Source organism: Streptomyces sp. NPDC015242 (assembly GCF_043079125.1).
Lineage (GTDB): Bacteria > Actinomycetota > Actinomycetes > Streptomycetales > Streptomycetaceae > Streptomyces.
The window spans coordinates 70591-90899 of the sequence record NZ_JBIBUF010000003.1 but is presented as its reverse complement, the minus strand read 5'-3'; the positions used below and the strand labels follow the sequence as shown (position 1 = coordinate 90899).

17 protein-coding genes are annotated in these 20309 nt (G+C 73.5%); 6 read left to right on the top strand and 11 right to left on the bottom strand.

The window, feature by feature from the left end; all coding sequences use genetic code 11:
• The first annotated feature begins 72 nt into the window (after nt 1-72).
• Nucleotides 73-2820 carry a pyruvate, phosphate dikinase gene (gene ppdK / locus ACF07N_RS11970; protein WP_392111318.1) on the top strand — a complete coding sequence of 916 codons (2748 nt, stop codon included), beginning with the start codon at nt 73-75 and terminating at the stop codon, nt 2818-2820.
• A gap of 144 nt (nt 2821-2964) precedes the next feature.
• On the opposite strand, the gene ACF07N_RS11965 is transcribed toward ppdK, so the two are convergent.
• From ACF07N_RS11965 to ACF07N_RS11940, 6 genes are all read right to left on the bottom strand, one after another.
• Nucleotides 2965-3483 (bottom strand): NUDIX hydrolase, encoded by a 519-nt coding sequence (locus ACF07N_RS11965; RefSeq protein ID WP_392111315.1) that lies wholly within the window; start codon nt 3481-3483, stop codon nt 2965-2967.
• A 108-nt stretch (nt 3484-3591) separates the two neighbouring features.
• Nucleotides 3592-4749: an alkaline phosphatase PhoX gene (locus ACF07N_RS11960; protein ID WP_392111312.1), complete on the bottom strand. Its 1158-nt coding sequence runs from the start codon at nt 4747-4749 to the stop codon at nt 3592-3594.
• 241 nt (nt 4750-4990) lie between these two features.
• Nucleotides 4991-5341: a nitrite reductase small subunit NirD gene (nirD, locus tag ACF07N_RS11955; RefSeq protein WP_392111309.1), complete on the bottom strand. Its 351-nt coding sequence runs from the start codon at nt 5339-5341 to the stop codon at nt 4991-4993.
• Complete coding sequence (gene nirB, locus ACF07N_RS11950; protein ID WP_392111306.1) at nt 5338-7944, bottom strand: nitrite reductase large subunit NirB; 2607 nt, start codon at nt 7942-7944, stop codon at nt 5338-5340. The genes nirD and nirB overlap by 4 nt, the downstream gene beginning before the upstream one ends.
• Nucleotides 7944-9161, bottom strand: a complete 1218-nt coding sequence (locus ACF07N_RS11945; protein WP_392111303.1) for an NAD(P)/FAD-dependent oxidoreductase — start codon at nt 9159-9161, stop codon at nt 7944-7946. Before ACF07N_RS11945 ends, nirB begins: the two co-directional genes overlap by 1 nt.
• Nucleotides 9162-9364: 203 nt before the next feature.
• Entirely contained in the window at nt 9365-10261 is an 897-nt protein-coding gene (locus ACF07N_RS11940) for an NAD(P)-dependent oxidoreductase (RefSeq protein WP_392111300.1), read from the bottom strand.
• Between the two features lie 104 nt (nt 10262-10365).
• Here ACF07N_RS11940 and ACF07N_RS11935 point away from each other — a divergent pair, with 104 nt between their 5' ends.
• Nucleotides 10366-10758, top strand: a complete 393-nt coding sequence (locus ACF07N_RS11935; protein WP_383322774.1) for a winged helix-turn-helix transcriptional regulator — start codon at nt 10366-10368, stop codon at nt 10756-10758.
• Here the strand turns inward: ACF07N_RS11935 and ACF07N_RS11930 are convergent.
• Together ACF07N_RS11930 and ACF07N_RS11925 are read right to left on the bottom strand one after the other, a co-directional pair.
• On the bottom strand, nt 10696-11358 hold the full coding sequence (locus ACF07N_RS11930; RefSeq protein ID WP_392111297.1) for a class F sortase: 663 nt from the start codon (nt 11356-11358) through the stop codon (nt 10696-10698). The two genes, ACF07N_RS11935 and ACF07N_RS11930, sit on opposite strands and share 63 nt — an antisense overlap.
• A gap of 128 nt (nt 11359-11486) precedes the next feature.
• The gene (locus ACF07N_RS11925) at nt 11487-12008 is read right to left on the bottom strand and encodes a hypothetical protein (RefSeq protein ID WP_392111294.1); all 522 of its coding nucleotides are present in this window, start codon (nt 12006-12008) and stop codon (nt 11487-11489) included.
• A 269-nt stretch (nt 12009-12277) separates the two neighbouring features.
• Between ACF07N_RS11925 and ACF07N_RS11920 the strand changes: the two genes are divergently transcribed.
• Complete coding sequence (locus ACF07N_RS11920) at nt 12278-12886, top strand: NADPH-dependent FMN reductase (RefSeq protein WP_392111291.1); 609 nt, start codon at nt 12278-12280, stop codon at nt 12884-12886.
• A 164-nt stretch (nt 12887-13050) separates the two neighbouring features.
• Here the strand turns inward: ACF07N_RS11920 and ACF07N_RS11915 are convergent, their stop codons facing one another.
• The 3 genes from ACF07N_RS11915 to ACF07N_RS11905 form a co-directional block, all read right to left on the bottom strand.
• Entirely contained in the window at nt 13051-13470 is a 420-nt protein-coding gene (locus ACF07N_RS11915) for a gamma-glutamylcyclotransferase family protein (RefSeq protein WP_383322786.1), read from the bottom strand.
• Nucleotides 13471-13516: 46 nt separating this feature from the next.
• Entirely contained in the window at nt 13517-15682 is a 2166-nt protein-coding gene (locus ACF07N_RS11910; protein WP_392111288.1) for a molybdopterin oxidoreductase family protein, read from the bottom strand.
• A gap of 102 nt (nt 15683-15784) precedes the next feature.
• Nucleotides 15785-16471 carry a vancomycin high temperature exclusion protein gene (locus tag ACF07N_RS11905; protein WP_392111285.1) on the bottom strand — a complete coding sequence of 229 codons (687 nt, stop codon included), beginning with the start codon at nt 16469-16471 and terminating at the stop codon, nt 15785-15787.
• Nucleotides 16472-16683: 212 nt separating this feature from the next.
• On the opposite strand from ACF07N_RS11905, the gene ACF07N_RS11900 reads away from it, so the two are divergent.
• The 3 genes from ACF07N_RS11900 to ACF07N_RS11890 all read left to right on the top strand — a co-directional run bounded on the left by ACF07N_RS11900 (nt 16684) and on the right by ACF07N_RS11890 (nt 20299).
• Nucleotides 16684-17454: a sirohydrochlorin chelatase gene (locus ACF07N_RS11900; protein WP_392111282.1), complete on the top strand. Its 771-nt coding sequence runs from the start codon at nt 16684-16686 to the stop codon at nt 17452-17454.
• Nucleotides 17455-17588: 134 nt separating this feature from the next.
• Nucleotides 17589-18899 carry a deoxyguanosinetriphosphate triphosphohydrolase gene (locus ACF07N_RS11895; protein ID WP_392111280.1) on the top strand — a complete coding sequence of 437 codons (1311 nt, stop codon included), beginning with the start codon at nt 17589-17591 and terminating at the stop codon, nt 18897-18899.
• A gap of 134 nt (nt 18900-19033) precedes the next feature.
• Complete coding sequence (locus ACF07N_RS11890) at nt 19034-20299, top strand: NAD(P)/FAD-dependent oxidoreductase (protein WP_383322801.1); 1266 nt, start codon at nt 19034-19036, stop codon at nt 20297-20299.
• Nucleotides 20300-20309: the final 10 nt, after the last annotated feature.

Sequence of the window (20309 nt, the reverse complement as noted above, 5' to 3'; positions counted from 1 at the left end):
CCCAGAAGCCTTTGATCTGGGTATGTTCCTCGCCGTCAGGGCAGCCACCGCGTCCTCGAGGAGTCGAGACCCGTGTCGGAAAACAAAGATCCCCACGCAGCTGAGCACGGTACGAGTGTTGAGGGCGTGAAGTTCGTCTACGACTTCACCGAGGGCAACAAGGACCTCAAGGACCTCCTCGGTGGCAAGGGCGCGAACCTCGCCGAGATGACGAACCTGGGCCTTCCCGTCCCGCCCGGCTTCACCATCACCACCGAGGCCTGCAAGGTCTACCTCGACAGCGGCGAGGAGCCGGCGGCACTGCGTGACGAGGTGAGTGCGCACCTCGACGCGCTGGAGGCCCGCATGGGCAAGAAGCTCGGCCAGGCCGACGACCCGCTGCTGGTCTCGGTGCGGTCGGGCGCCAAGTTCTCCATGCCCGGCATGATGGACACCGTCCTCAACATCGGCCTCTCCGACAAGTCCGTCCAGGGCCTGGCCCGGCAGGCCGGCGACGAGCGCTTCGCGTGGGACTCCTACCGCCGCCTCATCCAGATGTTCGGCAAGACCGTCCTGGGGGTCGACGGCGAGCTGTTCGAGGACGCGCTGGAAGCGGCGAAGGCGGCCAAGAAGGTCACCGTCGACACCGAGCTGGAGGCGGCCGACCTCAAGAAGCTCGTCACCAAGTTCAAGAAGATCGTCAAGACCGAGGCCGGCCGGGACTTCCCGCAGGACCCGCGCGAGCAGATGGACCTCGCCATCAAGGCGGTCTTCCACTCCTGGAACGGCGACCGGGCCAAGCTCTACCGCCGCCAGGAGCGCATCCCGCACGACCTGGGCACGGCCGTCAACGTCTGCTCCATGGTCTTCGGCAACCTCGGCCCCGACTCCGGCACCGGCGTCGCCTTCACCCGCGACCCCGCCTCCGGCCACCAGGGCGTCTACGGCGACTACCTGCAGAACGCGCAGGGCGAGGACGTGGTGGCGGGCATCCGCAACACCGTCCCGCTGGCGGAGCTGGAGAAGATCGACAAGAAGTCGTACGACCAGCTCATGCAGATCATGGAGACCCTGGAGAACCACTACAAGGATCTCTGCGACATCGAGTTCACCATCGAGCGCGGGGTGCTGTGGATGCTTCAGACCCGCGTCGGCAAGCGCACCGCGGGCGCGGCCTTCCGCATCGCGACCCAGCTGGTGGACCAGGGCCTGATCGACGAGGCCGAGGCGCTCACCCGCGTCAACGGCGCCCAGCTCGCGCAGCTGATGTTCCCGCGCTTCGACGAGAGCGCCAAGGTCGAGCAGGTCGGGCGCGGTATCGCGGCCTCCCCGGGCGCCGCCGTCGGCAAGGCCGTCTTCGACTCCTACACGGCCGTCAAGTGGTCGCGCTCCGGCGAGAAGGTCATCCTGATCCGCCGCGAGACCAACCCCGACGACCTGGACGGCATGATCGCCGCCGAGGGCATCCTCACCTCCCGCGGCGGCAAGACCTCCCACGCGGCCGTCGTCGCCCGCGGCATGGGCAAGACCTGTGTCTGCGGCGCCGAGGAACTGGAGGTCGACACCAAGCGCCGCCGGATGACCGTGCCGGGCGGGCACGTCGTCGAGGAGGGCGACGTCGTCTCCATCGACGGCTCCACCGGCAAGGTCTACCTCGGCGAGGTGCCGGTCGTGCCGTCGCCGGTCGTGGAGTACTTCGAGGGCCGGATGCACCCGGGCGCCGACGACGCCGACGAGCTGGTCGAGGCCGTCCACCGCATGATGGCCTTCGCCGACCGCAAGCGCCGCCTGCGGGTGCGGGCCAACGCCGACAACGCCGAGGACGCGCTGCGCGCCCGCCGCTTCGGCGCCCAGGGCATCGGCCTGTGCCGCACCGAGCACATGTTCCTCGGCGACCGGCGCGAGCTGGTGGAGCGGCTGATCCTGGCCGACACGGACGCCGAGCGCGAGGAGTCCCTCAAGCAGCTGCTGCCGCTGCAGAAGCAGGACTTCGTGCAGCTCTTCGAATCGATGGACGGCCTGCCGGTCACCGTCCGCCTGCTGGACCCGCCGCTGCACGAGTTCCTGCCCGACATCACCGAGCTGTCGGTCCGCGTGGCCCTGGCGGAGTCCCGCCAGGAGCCGCACGAGAACGAACTGCGCCTGCTCCAGGCCGTCCACCGCCTGCACGAGCAGAACCCGATGCTGGGCCTGCGCGGTGTGCGGCTCGGCCTGGTCATCCCCGGCCTGTTCACCATGCAGGTCCGCGCGATCGCCGAGGCCGCGGCCGAGCGCAAGGCCGCCAAGGGCGACCCGCGCGCCGAGATCATGATCCCGCTCGTGGGCACGGTGCAGGAGCTGGAGATCGTGCGCGAGGAGGCCGACAAGGTCATCGCCGAGGTCGAGGCGGCCTCCGGTGCCGAACTGAAGCTGTCCATCGGCACGATGATCGAGCTGCCGCGCGCCGCCCTGACCGCCGGTCAGATCGCCGAGGCCGCCCAGTTCTTCTCCTTCGGCACGAACGACCTCACCCAGACGGTGTGGGGCTTCTCCCGGGACGACGTGGAGGCGAGCTTCTTCACCGCGTACCTGGAGAAGGGCATCTTCGGTGTCTCCCCGTTCGAGACGATCGACAAGGACGGCGTCGGCTCCCTGGTGAAGCTGGCCGCCAAGGCCGGCCGTGAGACCCGGCCCGACCTCAAGCTCGGCGTCTGCGGCGAGCACGGCGGCGACCCGGAGTCGGTCCACTTCTTCCACGAGGTCGGACTCGACTACGTCTCCTGCTCCCCGTTCCGCATCCCGGTCGCCCGCCTGGAAGCGGGCCGGGCGGCGGTCCAGTCCCAGGGCAGCGACCACCGCTAGCCGGGGCGTGCGACCCCGGAGCCGCCGACGGTCCCCGACCCTCACCGATCGCGGCGGCTCCGGCCCACGAAGGACAGCGGGTCCCCTTGTGCGGAGGGGGCCCGCTTTCCCCTTGTGCGCAGGCGGCGGCCGGCCGGCGCCGTCTCACCGCGGCAGGCTCTCCCGCAGCTGTACGACCGTGCCGGCCAGGGCCGCGGCGTGCAGGGCGGGCAGGGCGCGCAGCTGCGGCAGCAGGGCGATGGAGCCGAGGTCGTCGAGGGCGAACAGGCCGTGGTCGTCGTGCTCACCGCTGCGCCGGACGTCCGGCGCGGCGGGCAACCGGCCGCCGTGGAAGTAGAAGTCGATCACCGGCCCGGTGCCCTTCACGTCGGCCCGGTGGTCGTAGCCGAGGAACCGGGGCGTGCCGTCGAGCACGATCCCGGTCTCCTCGCACACCTCGCGGCGGGCGGCCCCGAGCGGGTCCTCGCCGTGGTCGAGCATGCCGCCCGGCAGCCCCCAGAGCCCGGCGCCGGGCTGGCCCGGGGCGTAGCGCAGCAGCAGGATCCGGTCCTGCGGGTCGAGCAGCAGGACACAGGACGCGACGATGGCCTGCGGCAGCGTCTTGACCCACTCGGAGCGCGGCAGCACGCGCGGTTCGTCGGTGGCGGGCGCGGTCGTGTCCACGGTGGTGTTCCCTTCCCTCGGTAGGGCAGCCCACGACGGGCTGCCCTACCGAGGGAACGGCCGGAGGGGCCGATGGTCACCGGCGCGTCCGGCCTCGGTGTCCGTGGGTCAGGTCCGGAACGGGCCGCGCACCTCGTACGTGATGCCGCCCGAGGAGCTGCCGGTGGTGCCGCGCTGGCTGGAGAAGTACAGGCGGGTGCCGTCCGGGGAGAAGGCCGGGCCCGTGATCTCCGAGGCGGACTGGCCGTCGACGCGCAGGAACGGGGCGACCACGTCGTCGGCGGTGATGACGCAGATCTCCATGGTGCCGCCGTCCTCGGCGACGAAGAGGTCGCCGGAGGAGGAACCGGTGACGTTGTCCACGCCGGTCAGCGGGGCCGTGCCGGACGTGACCAGGGAGTCGTCGTAGGCGAGTTCGATGGTCTGCGCGGCGGCGTCGTACTGCCAGACGCGGTTGTCGCCCTTGGTGGTGAACCAGCAGGTGTCGTTCGCGTAGTAGCAGCCCTCGCCGCCGTTGAAGCGCTTGGCGCCGGAGACCTGGTTGCGGGTGGCCGTGGCGCCGGTCGGGTCGGGCACCCGGGCCCAGGTGACCGGGCCGCTCGTGCCGCTGCCCGCCAGCAGGACCTCCAGCGTGCCGGAGGACAGGTCGCCCCAGGTCGTCGGCCGGAAGCGGTAGAAGCAGCCGTCGGTGACGTCCTCCGTCATGTAGACGACCCGGCGGACCGGGTCGGCCGCGGCCGCCTCGTGCTTGAAACGGCCCATCGCGTCCCGGCGCACGGCCGCCTTCACGCCCCAGGGGTCTGTCTCGTAGACGTAGCCGCGGTCCACCTCCTCGCAGGACAGCCAGGTGTTCCACGGGGTCTTGCCGCCCGCGCAGTTGGTGCGCGTGTTCGACAGGATGCGGTACGCGCCGGTGATCGCGCCGGTCGACGAGAACGCCACCGCGCTCGCGCCGCCCGAGGGGTTGATCTCGGAGTTGGAGACATAGATCCAGCCGGTGCCGTCGGCGTAACAGGCGCCGCCGTCCGGGGCGTTGTGCCAGGTGTACGACGTGCTGCCGACCCGCTGGCCGGAGCGGGCGATCACCCGGCTCGTGAAGCCGCTCGGGAGCCTGATGCCGTTGGCGTCCGGGGAGCCCAGCGCCCCGTAGGGGCCGGTGCCGGGCTGGGCCGGGGCCGCGTACGCGGCGCCGCGCCACAGGGTTCCGCCCAGCGCGGCCGAGGTGCCGCCGAGGACGGCCGCACGCAGGAGGCTACGACGTTCCACTCTCACTCCACAGGTGCCGTACCGCCCCGCCGCCGGTCGACGGCAGGGTCGTGCGTAGGGGGAGGCGGAAAGGACGCTAAGCGGACCGGGTTGACAGAGCATGGACAACTCGTGGCGGGGGAGCGGCGTGCTGTGAGCCGCCGCGCGGGCCGGTGATCGTCCGGGGCGGCCGAAGCAGACGGGAACACGACAGCGCGCGGCACCCCTCCCGGGGACGGAAGGGGTGCCGCGCTTCGTCTGTCTAGGCGGTGCGCACCTCGTACGCCGTCACCCCTACCGTCTCGTCGTCAAGGCACCGGCCGGAGGCCAGGTCGAAGCGCTGCTTGAGCAGCGGGGAGGCGACGAACGGGCGGCCCCGGTGGGTGCCCGTCAGGCCGCGGGAGAGGACGGCCGCGCCGGTGAAGGGGTCGCGGTTGTCGATGGCGAACAGCTCACCGGTGCGGTCGCGGAAGACCGCCGCCTGGCGGCCGTCGGGCAGCAGCGCCGCCACCCCGCGGCCCGGGAGCAGCGTGCTCAGGTCGCAGACCGTGAACCAGTCGCCGTCCAGGGAGAGCTGGACCTTCAGGTCGGTGGTCTCGGGAGCCAGGGTCATCGCTGGGCGCTTCCTTCCAGGACGTCGGCGGGTCGCATGCCGATGGACAGCAGCGGCAGGTCGGGCTTCATCTGGTCGCGCTCGGGCACGAACGCGACGACCGGGTCGGGGGTGTCCGGCGCGTTCACGAAGGACACGAACCGGGCCAGCTTCTCGGGGTCGTTGATGGTCTCGGACCACTCGTCGCGGTAGTGCGCGACATGCGCCCGCATCAGCTGCTCCAGCTCGTCGCAGATGCCGAGCGAGTCGTGCACGACCACGTCCCGCACGTGGTCCAGGCCGCCCGGGATCCGCTCCAGCCAGGTCGAGGTGCGCTCCAGGCGGTCGGCCGTGCGGATGTAGAACATCAGGAACCGGTCGATCAGACGCACCAGTTCGGCGTCCGACAGGTCCTGCGCGAGCAGGTCGGCGTGGCGGGGGGTCGCGCCGCCGTTGCCGCCGACGTACAGGTTCCAGCCGTTGGCCGTGGCGATCACGCCGAAGTCCTTCGACTGGGCCTCGGCGCACTCGCGCTGGCAGCCCGAGACCGCCGACTTGAGCTTGTGCGGGGAGCGCAGGCCCCGGTAGCGCAGCTCCAGGTCGATCGCCATCTTCACCGAGTCCTGGACGCCGTAGCGGCACCAGGTGGAGCCGACGCAGGACTTCACGGTGCGCAGCGACTTGCCGTAGGCGTGGCCCGACTCGAAGCCGGCGTCCACCAGGCGCGCCCAGATCAGCGGCAGCTGCTCGACACGCGCGCCGAACATGTCGATCCGCTGACCGCCGGTGATCTTCGTGTAGAGGCCGAAGTCCCGGGCGATCTCGCCGATGACGATCAGCTTCTCCGGGGCGATCTCGCCGCCGGGGATCCGCGGCACGACCGAGTACGAGCCGTTCTTCTGCAGGTTGGCCAGGAAGTGGTCGTTGGTGTCCTGCAGCGCGGCCTGCTCGCCGTCCAGGACGTAGCCGCTCGCGCCGATCGTCGGGGCGAGGGAGGCGATGATCGAGCCGACGGTCGGCTTGCACACCTCGCAGCCGTCGCCGCCCCGGGCCTCCTCGCGGCCGTGACGGTCCAGCAGGTCCTGGTAGGAGGTGATGCGCAGCGCCAGGACGATCTCGTACAGCTCCTCGCGGGTCTGGGAGAAGCAGCCGCACAGGCCCTTGTCGACCTCGACGCCGGACGCCTCCAGCTCGGCGGTGACCAGCTGGCCGAGGACCTTGACACAACTGCCGCAGGTCGTACCGGCCTTGGTGCACTTCTTCACCTCGGGCACGGTGGTGCACCGGTGCTCGGTGACCGCGCCGCGGATGGTGCCCTTGGTGACGTTGTTGCAGGAGCAGATGATCGCGTCGTCCGGCAGCGCGGCCGGGCCGAGCTGGGCCGGGGCGCCGGCGCCGGCGGGCAGCACCAGCGACTCGGGGGCCACCGGCGGGACGGAGCCGGTGAACGCCTTCAGCGTGCCGTAGGCCTCCGCGTCGCCGACCAGGATGCCGCCGAGCAGGGTGCCGTCCCGGCCGATGACCAGCTTCTTGTACAGGCCCGCGCGGGAGTCCGAGTAGACGACGTCCAGGCAGTCCTCGGCGGTGCCGTGCGCGTCACCGAAGGACGCCACGTCCACGCCGAGCAGCTTCAGCTTGGTGGACAGGTCGGCGCCGGTGAACGCCGCCTCGTCCCGGGCGATCGTCGCGGCGGCGGTCTCCGCCTGCTCGTAGCCCGGCGCGACCAGGCCGTACACCCGGCCGTCCGCCGCCAGTGCGCACTCGCCGATGGCGAACACGTGCGGGTCGGCGACCGTGCGGCACTGCTCGTCGACCGCGATGCCGCCGCGCTCGCCGACGGTCAGGCCGCAGTCGCGGGCCAGCTGGTCGCGCGGGCGGACACCGGCGGAGAACACCACCATGTCGGTGGCGAGTTCGGAGCCGTCGGAGAGCTTCATGCCGGTGACGGCGCCGTCCTCGCCGACCACGATCTCCTGCGTGCCGACGCCGGTGTGGACGCTCAGGCCCATCTCCTCGATGGTGCGCAGCAGGGCCGCCCCACCGCCCTCGTCGACCTGGACCGGCATCAGCCGGGGCGCGAACTCCACGATGTGCGCGTCCAGTCCGAGTCCCTTCAGCGCCCCCGCCGCCTCCAGGCCGAGCAGGCCGCCGCCGACCACGGCACCGGTGCTGGCCCTGGTCCTGGCGTACTCCTCGATCGCGAGGAGGTCCTCGATCGTGCGGTAGACGAAACAGCCCTCGGCGTCCTTGTTCGGCACCGGCGGCACGAACGGATAGGAGCCGGTGGCCAGGACCAGCACGTCGTAGCCGACGGTGAACCCGGAGCGGGCGGTGACCGTGCGGCTCTCGCGGTCGATCGTCTCGGCCGGGTCGCCGATGCGCAGCTCGATGCCGTGGTCCTCGATGAACCGCAGGTCCGTCATGGACAGGTCTTCCGGGGTCCGGCCGGAGAAGTACGAGGTGAGCTGGACCCGGTCGTAGGCCGGACGCGGCTCCTCACAGAGCACGACCACGCGGTGCGTGGCGGTCAGGCCGCGCTCGGCGAGCGCTTCGAGGAAGCGCTGGCCGACCATGCCGTGGCCGACGAGCACGATCGTGGGGGTAGCCCCGGGGGTGGCCGTCATCAGGAGCCTCCATCGTTGGTGAGCAGGTGGAGCAGCGGGCCGCCGTCGGAGGGGAGCGGCTCTGCTCCCTCCCAGGCGCGGGCGAGCGCGCCGACGGTGCCGAGTTCGCCGACGAGGACCCCGCCGACCAGGCGGTCGTCGCGGACGACGACCTTGCGGTAGGTGCCGCGGGTGGCGTCGGCGAGCTGGACGACGTCGTCGCCCGGGAGCGCCTCGGTCTCGCCGAAGGCGGCGAGGTCCAGGGGGCTGTCGTGCCCGTTCAGCGTGAGCCGGGTCAGGGAGCGGGTGCCGGTGTAGCGGGCGGTCGTGTCGCCGGCCAGCAACCGGGCGAGGGCGTCGGCCTGTTCCAGCGCCGGGGCGGCGAGGCCGTACAGGACGCCGTCGTGCTGGGCGCAGTCGCCGATCGCGTGGATGTACGGGTCGGAGGTGCGCAGCTCGTCGTCGACGACGACGCCCTTGCGGACGTCGAGGCCGGCGGCCTGCGCGAGACCGGCCCGGGGGTGGACACCGCAGGCGACGACCACCAGGTCGGCGTCGAGGGCGTACCCGTCGGCCAGCTCCACGGAACGGACCGCGCCGCCCACGCAGCGCACGTCGCGCACGCGGCACTCGGTGTGCACCTCGACGCCGAGTCCGGTCAGGTGCCGCTGCACGAGCCGCGAGGCGGCCGGGTCGAGCTGGCGCTCCATCAGCCGCTCGGACTGCTGGGCGAGCACCACCTGGGCGCCGCGCAGGGCGAGCGCCCTGGCCGCGGACACCCCGAGGAGGCCACCGCCGATGACGACGGCCTTCGCGCCCGGCCGGACCGCCTCGGACAGACCGAGGCAGTCGTCCATGGTGCGGAACGCGTGGACGCCCTCGGGCAGTTCGCGGTCCTCGGTGAACAGGCCGCGCAGCGGCGGCAGCACCGGGTTGGAGCCGGTGGCCAGGACCAGCCGGTCGTATGCGATCACCGAGCCGTCCGCGCAGGCGACGCTGCGCCGCTCGCGGTCGATGCCGGTGACCCGGGCGCGCACGACCCGCGCGGGCGCCGGCAGGGCGATCACCTCGGGGCTGTACCGTCCGGCCAGCACCTCGGCGAGCAGCACCCGGTTGTACGGCCGGTGCTCCTCCTCGCCGATCAGGGTCGCGGGCGTGCCGAGCTCACCGAGCCGCCGGGCGAGCCGTACGCCCGCGAGGCCGGTGCCGATCACCACCACACGCTCATTCGAGGTCATGCCATCGAGCGTGCGTTGCCGGTGTTACCCGGCAGCATCACGTCTGTTTCCCACGGGGAACGCTGCCCTCAGCGGGCGCGGCGGGTGGGTGTGAGGCTTCCGCGGGGCGGACGGCGAGGGCCTGTGAGGCGCGCGTCCGCCCCGGCGCGAAGCCGGCTGCGAGCGGTGCCCGAGTGGTGCCCGGGCAGTGTCCTGTCGGTGTCCTAGGAGCGGCCGCGCAGGTCCAGCAGTTCGATCATCCCCGTCCCGTCCTCGTCCCCGTGCCCCTGCTCCACCCGTCGGCGCATCAGCTCCAGGTACGGCGTCAGCAGCTCCGGGCTGACCTGCTGCTCGCCGGCCGTGCGCAGGAACGTGGGCACGCCCGCCGCCTGCATCGCCAGGTTGGAGACGACACCCTTGGTGTAGTCGCCGCTCTCCAGGTGCTCGGCGGTCCGGTGGACGGCCGGGGCCATGGCGGTCAGCCAGTCGACGAGCAGCGGGGCGAAGTCCTTCGGCGCGATGTCCTCCCGGCGGATCAGGGCGAACGCGTGGAGCACGCCCGCGAACATGCCGTTCATGGCGCTCAGCAGCGCCACGTCGTGCAGGGCGGCGAAACCGGGGTCGGATCCCACCCAGCGCGTGCCCGCCGGGACGGCGAGGGTGTCGCGGTGCTCGTCGAACAGGGCGCGGGAGCCGCTGTAGAAGACGTAGCCGCCGGACTCCGGGACCCCGATCATCGGCGGCACGGCCATGATGCCGCCGTCCACGAACCGCGCGCCGCGCGCCTCGGCCCAGGCGGCACGCGCCCGGCCCTCGCCCGGGGTGCCGGTGGTCAGGTTCACCAGGTCCCGCCCGGCGAGGGCGGCCCCGTCGAGGGCCTCGCCCACCGAGGCGTCGTCGAGCAGACAGACGACGACCAGGCGGTTCGCCGCGACGGCCGCGGCGGCGCTCGGGGCGACGGCCGCGCCCTCGGCGGCGAGCGCCTCCGCCCGGGCGGGCGTGCGGTTCCAGACGGTCACCGGATGCCCGGCGGCGAGCCAGGCACGGGCCAGGGCCGTGCCCATGGCGCCGGTGCCGAGAAGGGTGACGGGAGTGCGGGGAGCAAGTGCGGTGTCGGTCATGGCGTTTAGGCTCGTCACGGGGAAGGGCCCGCTCAAGTACGCACTTGGAAGTGGGTGCTTACCTCGCGGGAAGGATCCAGGCAGCGGCACGGAGGAGCGCGGGCATGGGGACGACGGGGCGGCGGCCGGGGGCGTACGTGTGCGGCATCGACGCGGCGATGGACGTGATCGGCGGCAAGTGGAAGGTGCTCGTCCTGTGGGCGCTGCATCAGCGGCCGCACCGCTTCGGTGAGCTGCGCCGGGAGCTGCCGGGCGTCACCGAGAAGGTGCTCGCCTCCCACCTGCGCGAGATGGAGGCCGACGGGCTGGTGCACCGCGAGGCGTACGACGAGGTGCCGCCCCGCGTCGAGTACTCCCTGACGCCCCGGGGCAGGTCCCTGAACGAGGCGCTGGGACCGCTGGGGGAGTGGGGCAGGATCCACGTCCTGGGCGGTTCACCGGCTCCCGGTCAGGTGCGCGAAGACGACGACGTTCCCCTGGTAGCCGGTGGCGCGTGAGTAGCCGCCGCCGCAGGTGATGACCCGCAGCTCGGGGCGGCGGGCGGCGCCGTAGACCTTCTCGTCGGGGAAGTCCTTCGCCGCGTACGCCTCGACGGCGTCCACGGTGAACACCGCGACGCGGCCGTCCCGCCGGTCCACCTCGATCGTGCTGCCCTTCCTCAGGGCGCCCAGCTGGTGGAAGACGGCGGGTCCGTCGGCGTTGTCGACGTGGCCGGCGACGATCGCCGTGCCCCGCTCACCCGGGGTGGTGCCGGCCTCGTACCAGCCGGCGAGGTTCCTTCGCGCGGCCGGCGGTACGTCGAGGCTGCCCGTCTCCGTCAGCCCGAGCCCGGTCAACGGCGCGTCCACGCGGATCGCCGGGATACGGATCCGGCCGGGCGGCGAGGGCGGCAGCGCCGGCGCGGCGGGCCGCCCGTCCTGCCCGGCGCGCGCCTGCCCGCCGCGGGCCTGTGCGGCGGACGGCTGCGGCGGGGCGTGCGTCTCGGCGCCCTCGCGCAGCAGCCACACCCCGGCACACAGGGCGAACACCGTGACGGCCGTCATGGCCGCGTGCGCGGGGCTGCCCACGGGCCTGCCGAACCTCGGTGACCTGCGCATACCCACCCTTTCCTGTACTCCCTTCGTTCCCGGGAGGCACCCCGTGCCCCCCTCCGGGCCGCGAGGGGCGTCGGACCCGGAGGGGGAGGGGACTTGCGGTACCGGCGACGGACAGCGGAGGGTGTCCGTCAGATCCCGTCGCCTCTCGCCCGGCGATGCAGGAGCCAGGTACCGCCCGCGGCGGCGACGGCGAGAGCCGCCACGCCGGCCGCGGTCTGCACGGGGTCGGTGCCCAGGGCGCCGCCGACCCCCGTCTTCACACTCCCCCGGGGATGCACCTGCGCGCGGCCGGCCGCCAGCGTGACCACCAGGTCCCCGGTGACCCGCCGGCCGCTCCCGGCGCACGTCGCGGTGATCTCGTACGTCCCCGGCTGCGCGCTCGGCGGCACCCTGAACCGCCCGGTCGCCGCCGTCTCGTGCCGGCCCGGCGCCAGGCCGAACGCACCGGCCCCGACCGCGCTCGCGTCACCCGTCGCCGTGCCGCCCGCCCCGCAGACCGGCGTGCGCACGGTGACGTGCTCGCCGGGTTCGACCGAGGCCGGGGACACCCGCAGCTCACCGGCCGGTGCGCCGTGCGCGGGAGCGGCGGCGAGAGCGGCGGCGGCGACGGCGAGCACGGTGGCGGTCAGCGGCCGGGCGGTACGTCGCATCGGTGCTCCTTCGAGCTGTTCGGTCGTGCGCCTGCCCTTCCGAGGAAACGGGCAGCGCGGCCACCGCGCTCTCTGAGAGCCCGTCAGAATTGGGGTGAACGGGTGTCGGGCACGGCCGGACCGACGGCCCGTCAGGAGACGTTTCGCCAGGTCACGGCTTGTGCGGCGGGCGGGGGCGGATTTTCGTGTCCGGCGCGGGTGAACGGGTGACCCGCGACAGCGCGGCGGGACTTGACCTCAATCAAGGTCGAGGTACGAGGCTGTGGCGCATGAAGACAACCACCGGCACACCCACCGCAGAGCAGACCGACGCCCTCCGGGTGACCCTCGTCATCGGCAGCAACCGCCATGGCCGCTTCGGCCCGGTCGTCGCCGACTGGCTCCTGGACCGGCTGCGGGACCGTGACGACCTGGTCGCCGAGGTCGTCGACGTCGCCGAGGCCGCGCTGCCGACGTCCCTCGAACCGACGCCCGAGGCGACCGCCGCGCTCTCGGGCATCACCCCGAAGCTGGCCCGCGCCGACGCCTTCGTCGTCCTCACCCCCGAGTACAACCACTCCTTCCCGGCGGGCCTGAAGAACCTCATCGACTGGCACTACGCGGAGTGGCGGGCCAAGCCGGTCGCGCTCGTCTCCTACGGCGGGCTGGCCGGCGGCCTGCGCGCCGTGGAGCACCTGCGCCAGGTCTTCGCCGAACTGCACGCCGTGACGGTCCGCGACACCGTCTCCTTCCACAACGCGGGCGCGTCCTTCGACGACGACGGCCGTCTGCGCGACCCGTCGGGCCCGGACGCGGCCGCGAAGACCATGCTGGACCAACTGGCCTGGTGGGCCAGTGCCTTGAGGGAGGCCAGAACCACACACCCGTACACGGGCTGACCGGGCCCCGTCAGGGGCGCGGGGAACGGCGCGAGCGACCACGACGCTCCCGCACCCGGCCTCCGTCCGGGGCCGCGGGATCCAGGGGCGCGGGGAACTGCGCGAAAAGCGACCACCGGCCCGCGCCCCTATCCGCCCCTGTCCGCCCCTGTCCGCCCCGGCCCCTACCGGTTCCGCCCCCGCCACTCCCCACCCGCGACCCGCCGCCCGGCGACCCGCAGCCGCGACGCCACCTCCACCCCCGCGACGTACACCCAGGCCCGGACCCCCACCCCGTCCGCCTCCCGGACGACCTTCCGCTCCACCCGCACATACAGGCTCCGCGGATCCCCCGGCACGTACTCCTCCAGCCGGTCCAGCTCCGCGAGCAGCCCCGGGTACGCCTCCGGCCGCGCCGTCACCAGCTCCCCGCGCACCACGCCCCCGCCCGGTTCCTCCACCGCGTACGGATACCCCGGCCCCTCGTACAGCACGGTGTCCGCGAGCCGCCCGGGCTCCTCCGAGCACGTGCGGCCGCGCAGGAAGAGACCGTGGTTGACCTCGCCGGGACGCAAGGTGCCGTAGACGAAGAAGGGCAGGGTCACAGGAACGATTCTGTACCCGCACACCTCGCAGCGGGCCCGGTCGGCGTCAGCCGGCCGGCTCCGGACCCACCGTCTCCAGCCGCACCGCGCACGCCTTGAACTCCGGCATCCGCGAGGTCGGGTCGAGCGCGGGGTTGGTCAGCGTGTTGGCGCGGCCCTCTCCCGGCCAGTGGAACGGCATGAAGACGGTGTCGGGCCGGATGGCGCTGGTGATCCTCGCGGGCGCCACGGCCCGGCCCCGCCGGGACACCACGGCCACCGGATCGCCCTCGGCCGCCCCGAGCCGGGCCGCCAGCCGGGGATGGATCTCCACGAACGGCCCGGGCGCGGCGGCGTTCAGCTCCGCCACGCGGCGGGTCTGCGCCCCGGACTGGTACTGCGCCACGACCCGCCCGGTGGTGAGCAGCACCGGGTACTCGTCGTCCGGCTCCTCGGCGATCGCCCGGTGCGACACCGGCACGAACCGGGCCCGCCCGTCGGGCGTGGCGAAACGGTCCAGGAACAGGCGGGGCGTGCCCGGGTGCACGGTGGGCGTCTCCCGGGCGGGGTCGTCGGGCAGCGGCGCGTCCAGCAGGGCGTCCTCGCCGTCCTCCACGGCCTCGTCCACGGCCGGGCAGGGCCAGAACACCCCGTTCTCCTCGGCCAGTCTGCGGTAGGTGATCCCCGAGTAGTCCGCCGGGCCGCCCGCGCTCGCCCGGCGCAGCTCCTCGAAGACCTCCTCCGGGTCCGTCGGGAAGCCCTTCTCCACGCCCAGCCGGGCGGCGAGTTCGTGCAGGACCTCCAGGTCGCTGCGGACCCCGTCCGGCGGGGTGATCGCCCGGCGGCGCAGCAGGACCCTGCCCTCCAGGTTGGTCGTGGTGCCCGTCTCCTCGGCCCACTGCGTGACCGGCAGGACCACGTCCGCGAGCGCCGCCGTCTCCGACAGCACCACGTCGCACACCGCGAGGAACTCCAGCGACCTGATGCGCTCCTCGACATGGGCGGCGCGCGGCGCCGACACCACCGGGTTGGAGGCCATCAGCAGCAGCGCCCTGATGTCCGTGCCCAGCGCGTCCAGCAGCTCGTACGCGCTGCGCCCGGGCCCCGGCAGGCTGTCCGGGTCCACGCCCCACACCTCGGCGACGTGCGCCCGCGCCGCGGGGTCGTCGAGCTTGCGGTAGCCCGGCAGCTGGTCGGCCTTCTGCCCGTGCTCGCGCCCGCCCTGCCCGTTGCCCTGCCCCGTCAGGCAGCCGTACCCGGACAGCGGGCGGCCCGCCCGGCCGGTCGCCAGGCACAGGTTGATCCACGCGCCGACGGTGTCCGTGCCCTTGGACTGCTGCTCGGGACCGCGCGCGGTGAGGACCATCGCCGACTCGGGCGCGCAGAACAGCCGCACGGTCTCGCGGAGTTCGGGAACGGACACCCCCGTGATCCGCTCCACGTACTCCGGCCAGTGGGCCATCGCGGCGGCCCGGGCGTCCTCCCAGCCGGCCGTGCGCGCGGCGACGTACTCCTCGTCCACCCGTCCCTCGGCGATGACGAGGTGCAGCAGGCCCAGGGCGAGCGCCAGGTCGGTGCCGGGGCGCGGGGCCAGGTGCAGATCGGCCTGTTCGGCGGTCCTGGTGCGCCGCGGGTCGATCACGATCAGCGTGCCGCCGTTCTCCTTCAGCTCGGTGAAGAACCGCAGCGACGGCGGCATGGTCTCGGCGAGGTTCGACCCGACGAGGATCACACAGCCCGACTTCGGGATGTCCTCCAGCGGGAACGGCAGCCCGCGGTCCAGCCCGAACGCCTTGATGCCGGCGGCGGCCGCCGACGACATGCAGAAGCGGCCGTTGTAGTCGATCTGGGAGGTGCCGAGCACGACCCGCGCGAACTTGCCGAGCGTGTACGCCTTCTCGTTCGTCAGGCCGCCCCCGCCGAACACCCCGACCGCGTCCGGCCCGTGCGCGGCCCGCGTCCGGCCCAGCCCTGCGGCGATCCGGTCCAGCGCCTCGTCCCAGGAGGCGGGCACCAGCGTGCCGCCCTGGTCGCGCACCAGCGGCGAGGTCAGGCGCACGTTCGCCGCGAGCACCGCGGGAGCCGTACGGCCCTTGCCGCACAGGGCGCCCCGGTTCACCGGGAAGTCCGCGCGCTCACTGACCTCGACGGTCCCGTCGGGCGCCGGGGTGAGGTTCATCCCGCACTGCAGGGCGCAGTACGGGCAGTGCGTGGGCGTGACGGTGTTCTGCATGCCGTCCAGCGTGCTTCGGCCGTGTTACGCCCGGGACGGCTCCCTGTTACGCGGCCGGGACGGGGACCTCCCCGCCGCCGGACCGCCCGCGTGAGGCACCGGCTACCCGGCCGTGCCCAGCGCCCGCTCCACGCCCGGCTCCCGGGGCCCGAGGAACCGCGGATCGGGCCGGAACGCCGCGTCCAGGGCGGCCTTCCCGGCGGCGAGGATCTCCCGCGCGCCCCCGTAGTACCAGGTCGCGTCGTGCACGGCGTCCACCCCGACCCCGTACGACTCGATCCCCGCCGCGCCGCACAGCGCCACCGCCCGCCGGATGTGGAACCCCTGGCTGATCAGCACCGCCTCGTCCACCCCGAAGATCTTCTTCGCGCGCACGCAGGAGTCCCAGGTGTCGAAGCCCGCGTAGTCGCTGACGATCCGCCCGTCCGGCACCCCGTGCCGGGTCAGATAGGCCCGCATCGCGTCCGGCTCGTCGTAGTCCTCACGGCTGTTGTCCCCGGTGACGAGCACCACCTCCACCCGCCCCCGCCGGTACAGCTCCGCCGCCGCGTCCAGCCGGTGCGCGAGATACGGGGAGGGTTCCCCGTCCCACAGCCCGGCCCCGAACACCACGGCCACGTCGGTGCGCGGCACGTCGCCTGCGGTCCGCAGCCGGTCGCTCGCGGTGGCGTACATCCAGGCCGAGGGGGACAGCGCGAGCACGCACCCCGCCATCACGGCCTGCACGAGCCGCCGCTGCCCCCGGCGGGTGCGCGGCAGCCGCGGTCTGCGCAACGTCGAACGACGCATGGACACGCCCCTCCCCGGCTCGGCTCTCGATGTCAGGGACGCCCCGCGGGGCCGTCCGGTTCATCCGCCGGCGCGTGAGCAGCTTCACTCCCGCGAGGGAAACGCCAGGTCACGGCACCTCACACACCCCGTGCCCCGGACGGTGAACCGCCGGAAAACACCCGTGACGCCCCGGCAACGGGCAGGCAACGTGGCGCCGCGACCATCGACGCATGCCCAGTCAGCTCAGCCTCGTCCCGCCGCCCGCCACGCGCCGCCCGGCCCCGCCCGCCCTCGTCGTCGTGGCCCACGGCAGCCGCGACCCGCGCGCGCTGAGCACCGTCCGCGCCCTCCTGGACCGCGTGCGTGCCCTGCGCCCCGAGGTGCCGGTGCACCTGGGCCACATCGAGCTCAACGCCCCGCTGCTGCCCGACACCCTCGCCGCCCTGGGAGACACCGAGGCCGTCCTGGTCCCCCTCCTGCTCAGCCGCGGCTACCACGTCAAGCGGGACATCCCCGACATGGCGGCGGCCTCCCCGGCCCGCACCCGCGTGGCCGCCCCGCTGGGCCCCCACCCCCTGCTGGTCGACGCCCTCCAGGCCCGCCTCACGGAGGCCGGCTGGGGATCGACCCCGCGCCGCACCAGCGCCGTCGTCCTCGCGGCGGCGGGCTCCCGGGACCCGGACGCCAAGACGGACACCGCCCGCACGGCCCACCTGCTGGCGGCCCGCCTGGGCGTCCCGGTCCTGCCCGCCTACGCCTCGGCGGCGGCCCCCACGGTCCAGCATGCCGTCCGCACCCTGCTCGCCCGGGGCCGCCACCGGATCGCCCTGGCGTCCTACTTCACGGCCCCCGGCCGCTTCGCCACCGAGTGCGCCCAGGCGGCTCCGTGGATCGCGGCCGCCCCGCTGGGCACCCACCCGTCGATGGCCGAGCTCGTCCTGCACCGCTACGAGGAGGCCCTGCGGCCGTCGGCCGCGCTGCCGCTACCGGCCTCGGCCTGACACCGGGCGGCGGGTCACGCCCTGAAGGGGCGCGGGGAACTGCGCGACAAGCCACGATCCCCCCGCACCCGCCGGACGACCGCACCCGGCAGACGCTCGGGCACGCCGCACCCCCGTGCCCGTACTGTCGACCCATGGCAGGCACCACGATCAACCCCACGGCCTACGACCCGACCTCGGTCGAGCGATGGGCCCCCGAACCCGACAAGCGGCCCGGCCGTACCGCCTTCCAGCGCGACCGGGCCCGCGTCCTGCACAGCGCCGCCCTGCGGAGGCTCGCCGGCAAGACCCAGGTCGTCACGCCCGGCACCAGGGGCCCCGCCTGGGACGCCAGCCCCCGCACCCGCCTCACCCACTCGCTGGAATGCGCCCAGGTCGGCCGCGAACTGGGCGCCGCCCTCGGCTGCGACCCCGACCTCGTCGAGGCCGCCTGCCTCTCGCACGACCTCGGCCACCCGCCCTTCGGCCACAACGGCGAACAGGCCCTCAACGAGTTCGCGGCCGACTGCGGCGGCTTCGAGGGCAACGCCCAGTCCCTCAGGCTCCTCACCCGCATCGAGCCCAAGCGGTTCACCCCCGAGGGCTCCGTCGGCCTCAACCTCACCCGCGCCACCCTCGACGCCGCCACCAAGTACCCCTGGCCCCGCGGCGCCCACCCCACCGACCCCGCCTCGCCCAAGTTCGGCGTCTACGAGGACGACCGGCCCGTCTTCGACTGGGTCCGCAAGGACGCCCCCGGCACGCGCACCTGCTTCGAGGCGCAAGTCATGGACTGGTCCGACGACGTGGCCTACTCGGTGCACGACGTGGAGGACGGCCTGCACGCCGGGCACATCGACCCCGGCTGCCTGCACGCCGAGCCCGAACGGCGGGACGTCTTCCGGGTCGCCCTCGGCCGCTACGTGCCGCCCGGCACCGACCCGGCCGAACTCGCCGAGGCCCTCGACCGGCTCCTCGCCCAGGAGTGGTGGCCGCACGGCTACGACGGCACCGCCGTCGCCCAGGCCCGGCTGAAGGACGCCACCAGCCAGCTCATCGGCCGCTTCTGCCAGGCCGCCGAGACCGCGACCCGCGCCGCCTACGGGTACCACCCGGGCCGTTCGGGCACGGGAGGAGGGCCCGGCCGGCTCACCCGCTACGCCGCCGAACTCGTCGTCCCGCGCGCGACCCGCATGGAGTGCGCCGTCCTCAAGGCCGTCGCCGACCTGTACGTCATGCAGCGCGCCGAACAGGAGCGGCTCCGCGCCGACCAGCGGATCGTCGTCGCCGAACTGGCCGAGGCGCTCACCGCCCGCGCTCCGCACGGCCTGGACCCGCAGTTCCGCGCGCTGTTCGACCAGGCGCCCGACGACCGTGCCCGCAAGCGGGTGATCGTCGACCAGATCGCCTCCCTCACCGACGCGTCGGCCCGTTCGCTGCACGCCCGGCTGACCGGGCACGCGTGAGACGGGTGGGAGACAAGAGACACCAGCACTCCCGAATGTGACCCTCCGTGGCCTGATCGGGTCACTCCCTCTTCCCGCATCACGCTCCGTGCGGGACGCTCGCAAGGGGCGACATCCTGACGAGGAGGCATCAAGTGGTCGACGCGGATCAGACATTCGTCATCGTCGGAGGCGGACTGGCCGGCGCCAAGGCGGCCGAGACGCTCCGCGCGGAGGGCTTCACCGGGCGGGTGATACTGATCTGCGACGAACGCGACCACCCCTACGAGCGCCCGCCCCTGTCCAAGGGCTACCTGCTGGGCAAGGAGGCCCGCGACAGCGTCTTCGTGCACGAGCCGGCCTGGTACGCGGCGCACGACGTCGAGCTGCACCTCGGCCAGACGGTCGACGCCGTCGACCGCTCGGCGCGGACCGTCCGCTTCGGTGACGACGGCACGGTCGTCCGCTACGACAAGCTGCTCCTTGCCACCGGCGCCGAGCCCCGCCGCCTCGACATCCCGGGCACGGACCTGGCCGGTGTGCACCACCTGCGGCGCCTCGCCCACGCCGAACGCCTCAAGCACGTCCTGACCAACCTCGGCCGCGACAACGGCCACCTCGTGATCGCCGGCGCCGGCTGGATCGGCCTGGAGGTCGCGGCGGCGGCCCGCGAGTACGGCGCCGAGGTCACGGTCGTCGAGCCCGAGCCCACCCCGCTGCACGCGGTCCTCGGCCCCGAGCTCGGCCAGCTCTTCACCGAGCTGCACCGCGAGCACGGCGTCCGCTTCCACTTCGGCGCCCGGCTCACCGAGATCACCGGCCAGGACGGCATGGTCCTCGCGGCCCGCACCGACGACGGTGAGGAGCACCCGGCGCACGACGTGCTGGCCGCGATCGGCGCGGCCCCGCGCACCCACCTGGCCGAGGCGGCCGGCCTGGAGATCGCCGACCGCGCCCACGGCGGCGGCATCGTCGTCGACGAACGGCTGCGGACCTCCGACCCGGACATCCACGCGGCCGGCGACGTCGTCTCCTTCCCGCACCCCCTCTTCGGCACCCGGCTGCGCGTCGAGCACTGGGCCAACGCCCTCAACGGCGGCCCGGCGGCGGCCCGCGCCATGCTGGGGCGCGAGGTGACGTACGACCGGGTGCCCTACTTCTTCTCCGACCAGTACGACCTGGGCATGGAGTACTCCGGCTGGGCGCCGCCGGGGACGTACGACCAGGTGGTGATCCGCGGGGACGCCGCGAAGCGCGAGTTCATCGCCTTCTGGGTGAAGGAGGGCCGGGTGCTGGCCGGGATGAACGTGAACGTGTGGAACGTCACGGACAAGATCCAGCGCCTGATCCGCGCCCGGACCCCGGTGAACACCGAGAACCTGGCGGATCCGCACATTCCGCTCGAAAACCTCGCACCGTGAGTGTCGGTCC

Coding starts and splice junctions, on each gene's coding strand:
- ACF07N_RS11940 (WP_392111300.1), bottom strand. CDS start 10,261: ATGACCGACACCGCACTTGCTCCCCGCACTCCCGTCACCCTTCTCGGC.
- ACF07N_RS11910 (WP_392111288.1), bottom strand. CDS start 15,682: ATGCAGAACACCGTCACGCCCACGCACTGCCCGTACTGCGCCCTGCAG.
- ACF07N_RS11945 (WP_392111303.1), bottom strand. CDS start 9,161: ATGACCTCGAATGAGCGTGTGGTGGTGATCGGCACCGGCCTCGCGGGC.
- nirD (WP_392111309.1), bottom strand. CDS start 5,341: ATGACCCTGGCTCCCGAGACCACCGACCTGAAGGTCCAGCTCTCCCTG.
- ACF07N_RS11925 (WP_392111294.1), bottom strand. CDS start 12,008: ATGCGACGTACCGCCCGGCCGCTGACCGCCACCGTGCTCGCCGTCGCC.
- ACF07N_RS11930 (WP_392111297.1), bottom strand. CDS start 11,358: ATGCGCAGGTCACCGAGGTTCGGCAGGCCCGTGGGCAGCCCCGCGCAC.
- ACF07N_RS11895 (WP_392111280.1), top strand. CDS start 17,589: ATGGCAGGCACCACGATCAACCCCACGGCCTACGACCCGACCTCGGTC.
- ACF07N_RS11900 (WP_392111282.1), top strand. CDS start 16,684: ATGCCCAGTCAGCTCAGCCTCGTCCCGCCGCCCGCCACGCGCCGCCCG.
- nirB (WP_392111306.1), bottom strand. CDS start 7,944: ATGACGGCCACCCCCGGGGCTACCCCCACGATCGTGCTCGTCGGCCAC.
- ACF07N_RS11905 (WP_392111285.1), bottom strand. CDS start 16,471: ATGCGTCGTTCGACGTTGCGCAGACCGCGGCTGCCGCGCACCCGCCGG.
- ACF07N_RS11920 (WP_392111291.1), top strand. CDS start 12,278: ATGAAGACAACCACCGGCACACCCACCGCAGAGCAGACCGACGCCCTC.
- ACF07N_RS11935 (WP_383322774.1), top strand. CDS start 10,366: ATGGGGACGACGGGGCGGCGGCCGGGGGCGTACGTGTGCGGCATCGAC.